The following is a 14,161-nucleotide window of genomic DNA, read 5'->3' as shown; positions in this document are numbered from 1 at the left end:
GATAATCCTCCTAAATAATGTCCTGGCGCATGTCACCGGGTAAATGTCCGAAAAACCGATAACACGCTGTTTATAGTCAAAACGCAACTTCGGGGCTGTTGAAATCACGTTTCTACACTACGTCAGCGCGTACCATCATACTATAGTGGCCTCTCACTGTCAATGAGAAAAGGCCATTTGCCCCCTGCCTTACGGCAGGCAATCTCCTCCGGTGTCAGATAGTGCAGACCGACCTGCGTCAGGCCATGCGCCGGAGCCGTCGGCCCTGCCAGCTCCCGGTTCATCCCCTCGAGAATCTGCTGAAATGCCCTGGGACTGGTTATCCCGGCCCCCACCTCAATCAGGGTTCCCGCAATAATGCGCACCATATTGTAGAGAAAGCCGTCGCCGCAGAGACGAATGGTGATGAGATCGTCGGCATTTCTGCTGACAAGGGCCTGATAAATAGTCCGAACCCGGGTCTTGGACTGCGCGTGAATGGAAGCGAAAGAGCTGAAATCATGCTCCCCAAGCAGACAGTCGGCGGCTTCCTGCATCCGCTTCTCATCTAGATCATAGTGATAGAAGAGGCTATCCCTGCGCATGGTCGGCATGGGAAAACGCCGGTTTAGGATCCGGTACTCATAGGTCTTATAGGACTCCGAGAAGCGGGGATGAAAGTCGTCTGCCGCCTGGGACGAGCCCTGGCAGACGATATCCTCCGGCAGGTACTGATTGAGAGCGTAGGCAATCTTATCCGCCGGAATCCGAGTCTTCGTCTCAAAGAGAATCTCATTGCCCATCGAGTGAACTCCAGCGTCCGTCCGGCTGGCTCCGACACAGGTAATCTCCTCACTCAGCAGTTTCGAGAGCCCGGCATTCACTACTTCCTGCACAGAAATGCCGTTGGGCTGAACCTGCCAGCCGCAGTATTCTGTCCCATCGTAGGCTATGGTCGCTCTCACCCGCACAATTGTCTCCTCTCACAGTCCACACTGTAATCTATCCAAAAAGAAGTCTTCTATCCCATAGAGATTCATCCATATCTGCGTCTCCCTGAAATGAAGCCAGCTGTGCTGGCTTCATTTCTCCGGCGATTCAGTCCTGTCTGCGCCCCATCCTCCCGGATCAAAGACATCCGCGCTTGCTTCATCCCTCCGGCGATTCGGCCATGTCCCCTCCTCCCGGTATCACTCTTTTCTCCTTACCGCTTCCGCTGTTTTAGAAAGTGATCCCAGGCATAAAATGTACCGCAATCAGGACTGCCAGAAAGAGACAGATGACGACATAGGAGATATAGTCTCTTCTGTCATATACCAGAGGCTTCATCTTGGTTCTGCCCTCTCCCCCGTTATAACAGCGGGCCTCCATAGCCAGGGCCAGATCATTGGCCCTGCGAAAGGCGGAGACAAAAAGGGGAACCAGAAGAGGGATCATGTTTTTTGCCCTGCGGATGATATTTCCCTGTTCAAAATCAGCGCCGCGGGCCATCTGCGCCTTCATGATCTTATCCGTCTCCTCAATCAGGATGGGAATGAAGCGCAGGGCAATCGACATCATCATCGCGATCTCATGAACCGGCACCTTCAATTTGCTCAGAGGGTGGAGGGCGCTCTCCAGGCCGTCCGTCAGCTGATTGGGCGTCGTGGTCAAAGTCATGACAGAAGAACCCACAATCAGAAAGATCATGCGGACTGTCATGAGAATGGCATTTTGCAGACCGGCGTCGGAAATCACAAGGGGACCCAGAGTCAGAAGGGCATTGCCGGGGGTCAGAAAGAGATTAAAGAGACCGGCGATGACCAGAAGCACCACAATTCCCCGCAGCCCCCGTAACATGAAGGAAACCGGCACTTTGGAGAGGGCAATGATAAAGATAGTCCATGCCGTCACGAGGATATAGCCAATCGGATGATTGACCAAAAAAAGGACAATGATAAAAACCAGGGTCTCAAAGAGCTTTACCCGGGGATCCAGTTTGTGAATGAAGGAATCGGCCGGATAGTACTGACCCAGGGTCATTTGTCTGAACATGACGCCTCCTGATCTTTCCCTGCAAAGTTTTTAAGGATTTCTGCCCTGGCCTCTTCCACTGTCGTCGCGTCTGTCGCCAGATCAAAGCCTGCCTCCGCCAGGTCATGAACCAGATAAGTTACCTGCGGTGCTGCCAGTCCCATAGCCTCCAGCTCCCTGTAGTGAGCGAAAACCTCCTTGGGACTTCCGTCAAACCTGGCCCTGCCCTCATCCATGACAATGATCCGGTCTACATAGTTGGCCACGTCTTCCATAGAGTGGGAGACCAGAATGACCGTGATCTTCGACTGCTCATGCAGCTCCTTGACCAGGTCGAGGATCTCATCCCGCCCCCTGGGATCCAGACCGGCTGTGGGCTCATCCAGGATCAGAATCCTGGGCCTCATGGCCAGAACCCCGGCAATAGCAGCCCGGCGCTTCTGCCCCCCGGACAGATCAAAGGGGGAGTTTTCATAGAGGCGCTTGGGAAAATGCACCAGCTCCAGGGCCTCTTCTGCCGCTTTTTTCGCGTCTTCCAAGGACAGGCCCTGGTTCTTGGGCCCGAAGCAGATATCCTCAAAGACCGTCGTCTCAAAGAGCTGATGCTCCGGATACTGAAAGACCATGCCGATCTCCAGACGCAGCTTGCGCAGCTGATAATCCGTGGCATAAATATCCTGGTCTCCCCAGTAAATCTTCCCCTCTGTTGCCCTTAAGAGTCCATTGAGATGCTGTACCAGCGTTGACTTCCCCGATCCCGTGTGCCCGATGATCCCTACGAAGCTATCGTCATCAATGGTCAGACTCACATCGTCTAAGGCCTTGATCTCATAGGCGGTCCCGGGACTATATGAATATGTCACATGCTCTAAGCGTAAAGGCATTCTATGCTCCTATCTGATCACAGGGTGCCGCTCCGACCCTGTCCGCCCGGATCACCATCTTCTGGGATTGACTCCTCAACATCGCTAATGGCATGGCCCTGACCACTCAGGTCACAGCTCTTTAGCTGCAGAAGGGCAGAGACCAGCTCCTGTCTGGTCAGAATCCCCTCCGGGATTGCCAGACCGGCCTCTCTTAACTCATGGGCCAGCAGCGTAATCTGGGGCACGGTCAGCCGATAGGTCTGCAGTCGCCTGACATGAGAGAAAACTTCTCTGGGCGTCCCCTGCAGAACAATCTTACCCCGGTCCATGGCGAACACATAATCTGAGTCCACCACCTCTTCCATATAGTGAGTAATCAGAATGATTGTGACCCTCTTCTTACGATTGAGCTCATGGACCGCCCGCAGGACTTCCTCCCGCCCCTTGGGATCGAGCATGGCCGTCGGCTCATCTAAGATGATACACCTGGGTTCCATGGCCATAACCCCGGCGATCGCAACCCTCTGCTTCTGTCCTCCCGACAGGCGGTTGGGAGAGTGACTGTGATACTTCCACATGCCGACCGAACGGAGGGCATTTTCCACCCGCTGCCAGATCTCTTCCGTGGGAACTCCGATGTTCTCCGGGCCGAAACCCACATCCTCCTCCACGACAGAGGCGATAATCTGATTGTCCGGATTCTGAAAGACCATCCCGGCCGTCTGGCGCACGTCATAGGTGTTCCTGGGATCGGAGGTATCATAACCGCCCACATAGAGCGTCCCCCCGCTTGGAAGCAAAAGGGCGTTGAGATGCTTGGCCAGAGTCGACTTGCCCGATCCATTGTGACCTAAGATAGAGATAAATGCTCCCTCTTCGACCCTCAGATCTACCCCGTCCAAAGCCATGAAGGAAGAGACCTTCTCTCCCTCCTCATTGTGGCGTACATATTCATGTTGCAGGGCATTTGCCTCAATTATTTCAGGCATTTACATATCCTCCGGGGCCCAGTGCAGGCGGTGCAGCTGCCCCTTGGTAGTCATCTTGTCAAAGTGGTTCTGGCGCAGAGCCTCATAAGCCACAATGGCGACAGAATTAGACAGGTTCAGAGATCGGATCTCCCCCTGCATGGGAATACGGATACAGCGCTCCGGCTGTCTGATGAGAATCTCTTCCGGAATTCCCGCCGACTCCTTTCCAAACATAATGTAGTCATCCGGGCCATAAGAGACATCTGAGTAGACATGACGGCCCTTGGTCGTGGCCATCCAGATCCTGGCGTCCGGATTCTTTGCGCAGAAATCCTCCCAGTCCAGATAGGTTCTCACATCCAACTGCTTCCAGTAATCCATGCCGGCGCGGGCCAGATTCTTGTCATTGATAACAAAGCCCAGGGGCTCGATCAGATGCAGGGTCGCTCCAATGGCGACGCAAGTACGACCGATATTTCCCGTGTTAGACGGAATTTCCGGCTCATGCAGGACAATATGTAATGACATCTAGCGGTCCTCCCGCAGCTGTTTGACAAAGGCCTCCAGGCGGCCCAGAGCCTCCCTTAGGTCATCGATGGAGTAGGCGTAGGAAATTCGGATAAAGCCCTCCCCAGAGGCCCCAAAGGCGGATCCGGGAACCACGGCCACCTTCTTCTCATTCAAAAAGCGAGTGGCGAAATCCTCAGAAGTCATCCCGAACTCCGATATATTGGGGAAGGTGTAGAAGGCCCCCTCAGGTGTAAAGCATTTTAAACCCATCTCCTCAAACCTGGTCAGGACATACTTGCGGCGGGCATCATACTGCTCCCGCATGCCGGCAACCTCCTCGTCGCAGTTGTTAATGGCCTGGACGGCGGCATACTGAGAGGTCGTGGGGGCGCACATAATAGCGAACTGATGAATCTTTAACATCTGGGACAGGATATGCTCCGGCGCGCAGGCATATCCCAGCCTCCAGCCGGTCATGGCAAAGGCCTTGGAAAAGCCGTTGATTAAAACACAGCGCTCTTTCATGCCCGGAAGGGAAGCAATGGAGACGTGATCCAGACCATAGGTCAATTCCGAGTAGATCTCATCGCTCAGGACGAAGAGGTCGTGTTCGATGACTACCTTGCAGACTGCCTCCAGATCCTCTCTCTCCATAATGCCCCCGGTCGGGTTGTTGGGAAAAGGCATAATCAGGACCTTGGTCTTATCCGTAATCGCGTCCTCCAACTCCCGCGCTGTCAGACGAAAGCGGTTTTTCTCCTTAAGGGGGATCTCAACAGGTCTGCCATTTGCCAGAATGGTACAGGGGCTGTAGGAGACATAGCTGGGGGTCGGAATCAGAACCTCATCCCCGGGATCCAGCATGGCGCGCAGGGCAAGGTCGATCGCCTCAGACCCCCCGACAGTCACCATGATCTCACTTCTGGCGTCATAATCCATACCATAGCGGCGCTTCAGATAGCCGCAGATTCCCTCTCTCAGTTCCAGGAGACCGGAATTTGAAGTATAGAAGGTACGCCCCTGTTCCAAAGAGTAGATTGCCTCATCCCGGATCCTCCAGGGCGTATCAAAATCCGGTTCGCCCACGCCCAGCGAGATGGCATCCCGCATTTCGGAGACGATGTCGAAGAACTTGCGAATGCCGGATGGCTGAATCGTCGTAATGGTTCTGGAAAGAGCTTCTCTCATAGGGATACCTTCATTCTGCTGTCATGGGACTCCTCGGACAGAATGGCCCCGTGGTCCTTATACTTCTTCAGGATAAAATTCGTCTTGGTCGAGAGCACCGAATCCAGGGTGGACAGCTTATCAGAAACGAAGGAAGAAACCTCCCGCAGGGTCTTTCCCTCAATCGTGACCATCAGATCAAAACCGCCGGACATAAGATAGACGGAGTTCACCTCGGGATAGCGGTAGATGCGCTCTGCCACAGAATCAAATCCCATGCCCCGCTGGGGAGTCACGGAGACCTCAATCATGGCTGAGACCGTCTCATTTCCCGCTCTCTCCCAATCGATCAAAGTCAGATAGCCCGCGATGACGTGATCCTCCTGCAATTGCTCGATGGCATTTCTGACACTGGTCTCATCCGCGCCGATCATAGCCGCCAGATCATGGATGCTGATCCTCGCATTGTGCTCCATATAGCTTAAGATCTTCTCTTCCAGCTTACCCATCTGACACCTCCTGTTTCCTGTCCAGCCGATAGAGCTCATCGGTCTGCGGCATCTCTAAAAAACGCTCTTCCTCTCCATGGAACAGAATCCTGTCGTTGGAATCTGTTGCCTTGCCGATAACGCAAGCCTCTATCCCGGCCCTGGCCAGAGCCATGACCAGCCCGTTGCCGTCCGCCGCCGCCATAAGCATACAGCCCGAGGAGATCAATTTGTATGGATTGAGTCCCAGGTACTCACAGATCTCTACACTCTCCTGCCGAATGGCAATCTTCTTGAGATCGATCCGACAGCCGACGCCGGAAGCCTGACACATCTCCCAGATCGCCCCATAGATCCCCCCCTCGGTGACATCGTGCATGGCCGCCACTCCAAACGCTGCCGCGACGCGCGATTCCGGGAGTACAGACAGTTCCTGATCGAAGGCTGCGGCCCTCTCAACCAGACAGTCCGGGAAATGCCCCTTTAAGTCTTCCTCCAGGTCCTTGGCCAGAATGGACGTTCCCTCCAGGGCAATTGCCTTGGTCATCACAAAATCCATGCCAGGCTCTGCCCCTCCGGTGCTGACCAGGTGTCCCTTTTTAACCTTGCCAAGACCGGTCACAGAGACAATCGGCTGCTTCACCTGCGCTGTCACCTCCGTATGGCCTCCCACAATCTGTATGCCATCCTCTCGGCAGGCGGACTCCGCTTGAAGAATGATTTCTTTCAGTTCAGGCTCCGTCGTGCGCTCAGGCAGCAGAATGGTCAGAAGAACCCCAACGGGTTCCGCCCCGGCGGATGCCAGGTCATTGTTCGTGACGCGGATGGCCAGGTGACCGATATCCCTGGCTGTCCCCGTAATGGGATCTGTGGAGAGGACAAAGACCTCATCTGCTGCCAGCTGTATCGCCGCGCAGTCCTCTCCCACACCGCTTCCCATGAGGACCTCCGGTCTCTTATTGTGAATCTGTCTGATGACCGAGCGCTCTAAGATGCTCTCTGGTATTTTCCCGACTTTCATGGCAATTGCTTTCCTTTGCGACTCTTTTCGCAGATCAAGAACCTGCTATCCGCTTGATTCTAGCAGTTCGGCGGATCGCAGTCCATAGACAGCCTGTCGACTCGACAAAAAGCTGTCCTGCGAGAGTTGTCGTCAGCTCAAAAGAAAGGGAACAACCAGAGTGACAACCATTGTGACGATCAAAAGCAAGATGATCACTCCGGAGATGATTCTCTGTTTCCTGGAACGATGATTCATGACAAGTCCTCCTCTAAAAATGAATCAGATGTAAAATACTTCTGAGCAGGATTTCCAGCCCGGCGATCCAGAGAAGGATTCCTCCCGCTGCGTAGACCAGGGTCTTCCCCTCGTAGCCGAAGCGATAGCCGACGAAGATTCCCAGAACCGCCGCCAAAACAGACGAGATTAAAATTACAACGAATACAGTGAGTGTATGTATCCCCAGAAATCCGCAGGCGAGACCTGCCAGTATTGTATAAATACTCGCCACCGCGATAATCTTGGCATACTGCTGGACCCGGATTTCCCTCCGGGACTCATGCACCAGTTCCCTTCGCACCGCTTTGATCAGGAGACGCAATCCCAAAAAGGCAAAGATAATAACCGCCGTCCAGGCTCCCCACCGGTCCGACTTCAGATGCCAGGTCTGCGTGTGCACAATGGTGTTGCTGACCAGGTAACCAAAGAAGAAAAAGATCTGCTGCATCAGAACTACCAGGCCGGTGACATAGAATAAGGTTTTGCGGTTGATCTTGGCCAGCATGGCGCCCTCAATCTCCAGGGCGGCAAAGATGTCCAGACTGATGCCTGCCACAATCAGTACAATTTCCAGTAAACTCATGATCTGCTTTCCTCTATTTCATAACAGCGATGTTTTATTTGCACGCCTTCGATGCCCCGCTTGTACGCTCCGAATCCGCACCTCGGGAACTTCGTTCCCTCGGTCGGTTTGCTCCGCAAACCTTTCAGTCCTCACGAAACATCTCCCACGCGTGCAAGCACGCTGTGGATGTTTCGCTCGTCCTGGCGGATTCTCCGCTATGTTCGCATATCTCGGAAGACGTCTACAGCGGAGTATTCCCAGATGTGAAGGACTGCCGCGGCGAACTCCTCCGTTGGCAGGCGCATGCCGTTTTTGATCCAGCGCAGGACCAGATAAGTCATCGACTGACTGTAATAATCCGCGATCAGCTCCGGCGTCAGCCAGTCATATGCCAGATGAGCATGAATATTTTCCACCTTGGCTCCTGCCAGGATGCGCTCCGCGATACAGGAGCTCAAAATCTCCCCAAAGGAATTCTGTCCTTCCAGCCGCGAGGCGTTCAAATAGAATTCTCTCTCCTCCTGTATCTTGCCAAGAACCCGAATCACCGCTTCCTTGATCTGTCCGCCTTCCAGCATTTCCGTGACCGGATCCATCAGGTCTCTGCGGACAATCCATTCCAGCAATTCATATTTATCCTGAAAGTGATTGTAGAAGGTGGGGCGAATCACCCCCGCCTTCTCTGTGATCTCGCGAATCGTGATCTTCTCAATCGGGCGGCGGGCCGCCAGTGCTTTCAGGCTCTCCGCCAGAAGCAGATCAATTGCGTTGCTGCTCTCGACGCTCATATTACTCCTCGAATTCCATTGTGACGAAGTAGCCTTTGGCCGTCTCCTTGACGTCCCTGACCACTCCCTCTGTCGATTTCAGCCGTTCCAGAACACCATAGTTCGCTGACATGCCATAGGCATGCTCTAAGGTATAGTAATAGGAGTTGGGCAAGGCGCTCTCCTTGACCGAGAGCCGTTCTCCCTCCTTGACCGTATCTAGGAGTTCTGCCCGTTCCATCTTGAACTCCATCTGTCTCATTCCCCGATATCCTCCTCGGAGACGACCTCTCCATCCACAATATCCCTGGATGCCTGATTGGTACGCCTCACCAGAATCATATCACCGATGGCATCGGCAATGATCATAATTCCAATGACCCTGGTCACCAGCTTCAGGACTCCGAAAGCGCCGAAGATGCAGACCAGACCCAAAATCACAGAAATGATTCCGATCACAATCATCCCTCCCCAGGAAGAAGCCCGGTAGCCCTTGGACTCCAGCGCGAGACCAATATCCTGCACGCCGTGATAGAGCATGACGACCCCGAAGATCGCGGGCAGGAAGGCCGCGACCGTGTTCGGTCTGGAAAAGGCCCAGAGCCCGATCATGGCCAAAAGTCCCCCCGACAGGCTGCTGAAGGCCGATCCAGTTGTAAGTCCTCCCAGCAGAACGAAGGCCCCCATCAGAAGAATCACGACCGCGACAAGCCGGACTAAAAAGGCGGTCACGCTGTCGGGGGAGAAGACCATGACCAGACCCAAAATCAAAAAGAGCAGGGCCTGAGCGGTCACGTGAAAGTGCAGTTTTTTCAGTGTGTCAATCATCTTTTTCTCCTTATACTTGCTTGCTTGCGCGCTGTTCCTTCTGTTTCTTTACAATCCCTTTGACCCAGTCAAAGAGGCCGTACAGGTTGCGGACCACAGACTCCTGGGCAATGGCGAAAAGGCCGGCCAGAAGCAATCCCGGAAAAGAGAGCTTCTGTAGATTAAAGAGGCCGCTGAAAAAGTACCCTCCAAGAATGAAGCCCGCGATAGAGACCGCAAGGACAATGGCCCGGTAAATATTCAGGGGATGTATGATCCGATAGAGAACCATAAAGCCCGCAATGGACAGAAGGTAGGTGGATGCCGTGGCCACATCCTGCGATCGTATCCCGAAGACGTCGGCGAAGCCAACCAGACCCGCGATGGCGATAAAGGAAGTCAGCGAAGCCGGGAAGGCGTGAAACATGGTCGACCGGAAGAAATGCGCATGCTGCTTTTTGGTGTTGGGCTCGAAGGCCAGAAGGAAGGCCGGAAGACCTATATTAAAGGCGGAGACCAAAGAGATCTGCGCCGGTTCCAGGGGATAGGCAAACACCAGGATAATGGAACAGAGAGCCAGCATGGCCGAGAACATATTCTTGTACAAAAAGAGGGTCGCGGACCGGGTGATATTGTTAATATCCCGCCTTCCCTCTGAAATAATCTCCCGCATGTGTGAGAAATCATCATCCAGAAGGACCACCTGGGCGGCCTGGCGGGCAGCGTCAGAGCCCGATCCCATGGCGATAGAGCAGTCCGCCTCCTTCATGGCCAGAATGTCATTGACCCCGTCTCCGGTCATGGCGACCTTCTTGCCGGTCTCCTTGATGGCCATGATAATTGCCTTCTTCTGCTCGGGCTTAACCCTGCCGAATACGCGGTATTTCTCGACAGCGTCCCGGATGTCCTCCGCGCTGTTCAGTCGGCTGGCATCGACATAGCGGTCCGCGTCTGGGATTCCAACTCCCTGCGCAATGGAAGAGACCGTCTGCGGATTGTCCCCTGAGATCACCCGCACCTGGACCTCCTGCTCCCTGAAATAGGCGAAGGTGTCCTCTACATTGGGGCGAAGGCCGTTTTCCAGCGCGACAAATGCCAGCGGCTGAAAGGAATCGCTCCCCTGCTGTGCCCGTACCAGAGCAAGCACACGCTGCCCCTGTTTGGTTCTCTCTTCTAAGGTCTTTCGGTTCTCTTCCATGGCCTGCTCTGACAGAAGAAACTCCGGAGCCCCAAAGCGGAAGGCAGCCTGCGGAGTGTCGATGCAGGAGAACTTGTTCTTGGAGGAAAAGGGGGTGACTCTGGCCTCGGGCATAGGCACAGCGTGCTCGTAATAAGTCCGCAGGGCCTGCATCGTAATATTGTTGTCTGTACTGGTCGCAATATAGGCGGACAGACTCTGCTCCGCCTCTGCGGTAAGCTGCTTCCCCTGAGGGCCGAAGGCGTCGATGACATGCATCTCATTGTCTGTGATCGTACCCGTTTTATCCACACAGAGGACATCGACTCTGGCCAAAGTCTCCGTAGAGTGCATGTCGTGAAGGAGGACCTTTTTCCCCGCGAGGCGGGCTGCCGACATGGCCAGGGCAATCGTCACCAGAAGATAGAGCCCCTCCGGGATCATACCGATCACCGCGGCGACCATGGATGTAATCGATTCCGAAAAGCCCTTTTCATTCAGGATAAATGACTCCAGAAAGAGCGTGATCCCGATCGGGATAATGGCAATTCCGGCGATCTTGACGACCCACTCAATACTGTTGACCATCTCGGATTGTTTCTCTTTGATCTCCTTGGCCTCTGCCGTCAGCCGGGAGATATAGGACTCGTCTCCCACCTGAGTCAGACGGGCCAGACATTGGCCGGAGACAACGAAGGAACCCGATTTGAGCTCGCTGCCGGACAGTTTCTCAATCTCGTCCGATTCTCCTGTCAGAAGAGACTCGTTGGCCATGAGCCTGCCATCCAGCAAAACGGCGTCCGCCGGGATCTGCATCCCGGCCTCTAAAACGATCAGATCGTCTGACACAAGCTCGGACATGGGGATTTTTCTCCTCTGTCCATCGCGGATGACCTCATAATTTGACTCCGCCAGAACGGCCAGCCGATCCAGAATCCTCTTCGCGTGCAGCTGCTGAACGATACCGATCACCGTGTTGGCGATGATAACCGGCAGAAAGGTCAGGCTGCGAAGGGAGCCGCCGATCACAACCAAAACAGCCAGGATCAAAAAGATCAGGTTGAAATAGGTGAAGATATTATCTTTGACGATCTCTTTGGCAGACTTGGATGCTTCTCTTGTAAGGATATTGACTTTGCCCTGGCGGACTCTTTCCGCCACCTGGGCACTGGTCAGACCCTCTCGCCTGTTTTCTTGCATGATGACTCCTACTCTCAGCAGCTTACTTTCCCCTTATCCTAACACGAATCAGGCCTGCCGCCCCTGAAGAGAATATTATTTTTTCTGAATTTTTTCTTAAAGCGCCGGCTCTTAGAAGTGAATCTTCTCCAGCAGCACGACATTCTCAATCCCGTCTGTGAAGGGGAACATATCCACCGGGGCAATCCTCCTGATCGCGTATGCGCTGTCCAGATACTTGAGATCTCTGGCCTGGGTCTTCGGATCACAGGAAATATAGACGATCTTCTCAGGCGCCAGACGCCTTAAGGCCAGAAGAAATTCCTCCGTGGAGCCGGCTCTGGGCGGATCCATAAAAACCAGATCACAGCTTCTCCCGGCCTCAGCCTCCGCCAGCATAAAGGCCCCTGCGTCCGCGACAACAAAGCGCGCCTGCCTGAGGCCATTTACCCTGGCATTGATTCTGGCATCCCGGACGGCCGCAGGATTGCACTCCACGCCGATCAGTTCCATCGGCTCCTTTGTCCTTTTGGCCAGATCGACTGCCGCCGCAATGCCAATGGTCCCGGTGCCGCAATAGGTGTCCAAAACTCTCTCTTTTCCCTTGAGGTCTGCCATATCAACCGCCAGTCGATAGAGCTTTTTGGTCTGCTGGCTGTTGACCTGATAGAAGGCGCCCGGAGAAATACGGAATCTGGCTCCCATCAATCGGTCCTCAATATAGCCGGGGCCATAGAGAACCTCGTATCGGTCCCCCAAAACGACAGATGTACTCTGCCCGTTGATATTCTGCAGAATCGTTGTGATATTGGGGTGAGCCTTTCGAAGAGCTGACACGAATTTCTTGCAGGAGGGAAAAGCCGCCTGAGCCGTCACCAGTATCAGCATGATCTGCCCCCCGTCCGCAGTCCGGCGCGCGATGATGTGCCGCAGGCATCCTCTGCCCGTATCCTCATTATAGGGTTCCACCTTAAAGGAGGGGAGGAGTTCTCTGACACTTGCGATCAGCTGATCGCACTCCCTGTCCTCAATCTGGCAGCGGTCAATATTGACAATCCGATGACTTCCTCTCTCATAAGTACCGCAGACAATCTTTCCTTTGAGACTTCCTCCAAGAACCGCATGGGCTTTGTTGCGATAGTAATAGGGAAAATTCATTCCCAGAATCGACTCCGGTCTTCCGTAGGCTTTCAGAAGATCAGCTACTTCTTTTTCCTTCCTTTTCAGCTGCTCTTTATAGGGTAAGCTCTGCATGCTGCAGCCGCCGCACCACTTCTCATAGGGACAGCGCTCCAGGGCATTGACCTGTCGACTCATCTTGACTCCTCTATATCTGCGTCGGGTCTGTCTCCCAATCACATTCCAGCCATTCTCCTCAAACTTTTTCTATTTTACTACGCCGGACCTCTTTCCCCAAATTTATTTTTTCTCCTTCCGGCCTGAATGCTTCCTGAATATGTTACAATGCAAGCTGTAGTTCAAATAAAATTCACAAATATAGGAATTTGGAGGATGTTATGAAAAAGTATTTCGCTGAATTTATCGGAACAGCCGTCCTGGTCACTTTCGGCTGCGGTACCGCTATGCTTGTGGGATGTGATCCCACGGCCGGAACCGGCTATCTGCTGACCGCGCTCGCCTTCGGCCTGTCCATTGTCGCCGAAGCCTACTGCATCGGAAACATTTCCGGCTGCCATGTCAACCCCGCCGTATCTCTTGGGGTCCTGCTCAGCGGCAGAATGTCCGGCAAGGATTTCATCGGCTACCTGATCGCTCAGGTGCTCGGCGCCATCTGCGGAAGCGCCTTACTGAGCGCCATCTTCAGTCTGGGCAATGTCACGGACCAGACCGGAGCCTACGGGACCAATGGTCTGGCCGGTGTCAACGGATCCGTCGGAGCCGGATTCTTAGTTGAGATGGTTCTGACCTTTGTCTTCGTTCTCACTGTCCTTGGCGTCACCTCCAGGAAGGCCAATCATGGTTCCTTTGGAGGGCTGATCATCGGTCTGACCCTGACCTTTGTTCATATCCTCGGCATCGGCCTGACCGGCACCTCTGTCAACCCCGCCCGCTCCATCGGACCGGCCCTGATGGCTGCCATCAACGGAAATCCCAAGCCCATCAGCCTTCTCTGGCTCTTCATTGTCGCCCCTCTTGCAGGGGGAGCCATCGCCGCCCTCTGCTATCGCGGCCTCGCCGGAAAGGATGACGAGTAAACTGAGGGCGCCTTGCCCTTGCGGATCGTGATTTTGCGATTCATCATCTTGACGGGGAAATCGCCTGATCTTTTCTGAATGTCTTTTTATGAATGATTTTAAAAAGCAAGCAGACTCGAAATCAGAGGGTTATAGGACAAAACGTGTTGATAGCTAATCCCATTGATCATAGAAGCT

15 protein-coding genes are annotated in these 14,161 nt (G+C 54.0%); 1 reads left to right on the top strand and 14 read right to left on the bottom strand.

The features are described 5' to 3' along the window. Nucleotides 1–140 precede the first annotated feature (140 nt). The 14 genes from truA to rlmD all read right to left on the bottom strand — a co-directional run bounded on the left by truA (nucleotide 141) and on the right by rlmD (nucleotide 13,085). Complete coding sequence (gene truA / locus HMPREF1508_RS00185; protein WP_044958338.1) at nucleotides 141–953, bottom strand: tRNA pseudouridine(38-40) synthase TruA; 813 nt, start codon at nucleotides 951–953, stop codon at nucleotides 141–143. A gap of 247 nt (nucleotides 954–1,200) precedes the next feature. After that, nucleotides 1,201–2,013 (bottom strand): energy-coupling factor transporter transmembrane component T family protein, encoded by an 813-nt coding sequence (locus HMPREF1508_RS00180; protein ID WP_044958337.1) that lies wholly within the window; start codon nucleotides 2,011–2,013, stop codon nucleotides 1,201–1,203. Next, on the bottom strand, nucleotides 1,998–2,876 hold the full coding sequence (locus HMPREF1508_RS00175) for an energy-coupling factor transporter ATPase (protein WP_044958336.1): 879 nt from the start codon (nucleotides 2,874–2,876) through the stop codon (nucleotides 1,998–2,000). The genes HMPREF1508_RS00180 and HMPREF1508_RS00175 overlap by 16 nt, the downstream gene beginning before the upstream one ends. Before the next feature lie 17 nt (nucleotides 2,877–2,893). Beyond that, nucleotides 2,894–3,847: an energy-coupling factor transporter ATPase gene (locus tag HMPREF1508_RS00170; RefSeq protein WP_044958335.1), complete on the bottom strand. Its 954-nt coding sequence runs from the start codon at nucleotides 3,845–3,847 to the stop codon at nucleotides 2,894–2,896. Then, nucleotides 3,848–4,357, bottom strand: a complete 510-nt coding sequence (locus HMPREF1508_RS00165; protein ID WP_044958334.1) for a tRNA (cytidine(34)-2'-O)-methyltransferase — start codon at nucleotides 4,355–4,357, stop codon at nucleotides 3,848–3,850. It lies immediately after the preceding gene. After that, nucleotides 4,358–5,527 carry a pyridoxal phosphate-dependent aminotransferase gene (locus HMPREF1508_RS00160; protein WP_044958333.1) on the bottom strand — a complete coding sequence of 390 codons (1,170 nt, stop codon included), beginning with the start codon at nucleotides 5,525–5,527 and terminating at the stop codon, nucleotides 4,358–4,360. Beyond that, entirely contained in the window at nucleotides 5,524–6,006 is a 483-nt protein-coding gene (locus HMPREF1508_RS00155) for an Lrp/AsnC ligand binding domain-containing protein (protein ID WP_044958396.1), read from the bottom strand. The genes HMPREF1508_RS00160 and HMPREF1508_RS00155 overlap by 4 nt, the downstream gene beginning before the upstream one ends. Nucleotide 6,007: 1 nt before the next feature. After that, nucleotides 6,008–7,015: an AIR synthase family protein gene (locus tag HMPREF1508_RS00150; protein ID WP_044958330.1), complete on the bottom strand. Its 1,008-nt coding sequence runs from the start codon at nucleotides 7,013–7,015 to the stop codon at nucleotides 6,008–6,010. 250 nt (nucleotides 7,016–7,265) lie between these two features. After that, nucleotides 7,266–7,856, bottom strand: a complete 591-nt coding sequence (locus HMPREF1508_RS00145; RefSeq protein ID WP_006907284.1) for a manganese efflux pump — start codon at nucleotides 7,854–7,856, stop codon at nucleotides 7,266–7,268. A gap of 197 nt (nucleotides 7,857–8,053) precedes the next feature. Continuing rightward, entirely contained in the window at nucleotides 8,054–8,626 is a 573-nt protein-coding gene (locus HMPREF1508_RS00140) for a TetR/AcrR family transcriptional regulator C-terminal domain-containing protein (RefSeq protein ID WP_044958329.1), read from the bottom strand. 1 nt (nucleotide 8,627) lies between these two features. Then, nucleotides 8,628–8,867: a hypothetical protein gene (locus HMPREF1508_RS00135; RefSeq protein ID WP_006907282.1), complete on the bottom strand. Its 240-nt coding sequence runs from the start codon at nucleotides 8,865–8,867 to the stop codon at nucleotides 8,628–8,630. Next, nucleotides 8,864–9,433 carry an HdeD family acid-resistance protein gene (locus tag HMPREF1508_RS00130; RefSeq protein WP_006907281.1) on the bottom strand — a complete coding sequence of 190 codons (570 nt, stop codon included), beginning with the start codon at nucleotides 9,431–9,433 and terminating at the stop codon, nucleotides 8,864–8,866. The genes HMPREF1508_RS00135 and HMPREF1508_RS00130 overlap by 4 nt, the downstream gene beginning before the upstream one ends. Before the next feature lie 10 nt (nucleotides 9,434–9,443). Further along, entirely contained in the window at nucleotides 9,444–11,789 is a 2,346-nt protein-coding gene (locus HMPREF1508_RS00125; protein ID WP_044958327.1) for an HAD-IC family P-type ATPase, read from the bottom strand. A gap of 111 nt (nucleotides 11,790–11,900) precedes the next feature. Next, complete coding sequence (gene rlmD, locus HMPREF1508_RS00120; protein WP_044958326.1) at nucleotides 11,901–13,085, bottom strand: 23S rRNA (uracil(1939)-C(5))-methyltransferase RlmD; 1,185 nt, start codon at nucleotides 13,083–13,085, stop codon at nucleotides 11,901–11,903. A 200-nt stretch (nucleotides 13,086–13,285) separates the two neighbouring features. Between rlmD and HMPREF1508_RS00115 the strand changes: the two genes are divergently transcribed. Then, nucleotides 13,286–13,984, top strand: coding sequence for an MIP/aquaporin family protein (locus HMPREF1508_RS00115; protein ID WP_044958324.1), 699 nt, complete (start codon nucleotides 13,286–13,288; stop codon nucleotides 13,982–13,984). Nucleotides 13,985–14,161 lie beyond the last annotated feature (177 nt).

This window comes from Shuttleworthella sp. MSX8B, assembly GCF_000524295.1.
GTDB classification, from domain to species: Bacteria; Bacillota; Clostridia; order Lachnospirales; family Lachnospiraceae; genus Shuttleworthia; species Shuttleworthia satelles.
Note: the sequence above shows the minus strand (reverse complement) of the source record. Positions and strands in the feature narration are given on the sequence as shown.

Coding starts and splice junctions, on each gene's coding strand:
- HMPREF1508_RS00180 (WP_044958337.1), bottom strand. CDS start 2,013: ATGTTCAGACAAATGACCCTGGGTCAGTACTATCCGGCCGATTCCTTC.
- HMPREF1508_RS00175 (WP_044958336.1), bottom strand. CDS start 2,876: ATGCCTTTACGCTTAGAGCATGTGACATATTCATATAGTCCCGGGACC.
- HMPREF1508_RS00170 (WP_044958335.1), bottom strand. CDS start 3,847: ATGCCTGAAATAATTGAGGCAAATGCCCTGCAACATGAATATGTACGC.
- HMPREF1508_RS00165 (WP_044958334.1), bottom strand. CDS start 4,357: ATGTCATTACATATTGTCCTGCATGAGCCGGAAATTCCGTCTAACACG.
- HMPREF1508_RS00160 (WP_044958333.1), bottom strand. CDS start 5,527: ATGAGAGAAGCTCTTTCCAGAACCATTACGACGATTCAGCCATCCGGC.
- HMPREF1508_RS00150 (WP_044958330.1), bottom strand. CDS start 7,015: ATGAAAGTCGGGAAAATACCAGAGAGCATCTTAGAGCGCTCGGTCATC.
- HMPREF1508_RS00145 (WP_006907284.1), bottom strand. CDS start 7,856: ATGAGTTTACTGGAAATTGTACTGATTGTGGCAGGCATCAGTCTGGAC.
- HMPREF1508_RS00140 (WP_044958329.1), bottom strand. CDS start 8,626: ATGAGCGTCGAGAGCAGCAACGCAATTGATCTGCTTCTGGCGGAGAGC.
- HMPREF1508_RS00135 (WP_006907282.1), bottom strand. CDS start 8,867: ATGAGACAGATGGAGTTCAAGATGGAACGGGCAGAACTCCTAGATACG.
- HMPREF1508_RS00130 (WP_006907281.1), bottom strand. CDS start 9,433: ATGATTGACACACTGAAAAAACTGCACTTTCACGTGACCGCTCAGGCC.
- HMPREF1508_RS00125 (WP_044958327.1), bottom strand. CDS start 11,789: ATGCAAGAAAACAGGCGAGAGGGTCTGACCAGTGCCCAGGTGGCGGAA.
- rlmD (WP_044958326.1), bottom strand. CDS start 13,085: ATGAGTCGACAGGTCAATGCCCTGGAGCGCTGTCCCTATGAGAAGTGG.
- HMPREF1508_RS00115 (WP_044958324.1), top strand. CDS start 13,286: ATGAAAAAGTATTTCGCTGAATTTATCGGAACAGCCGTCCTGGTCACT.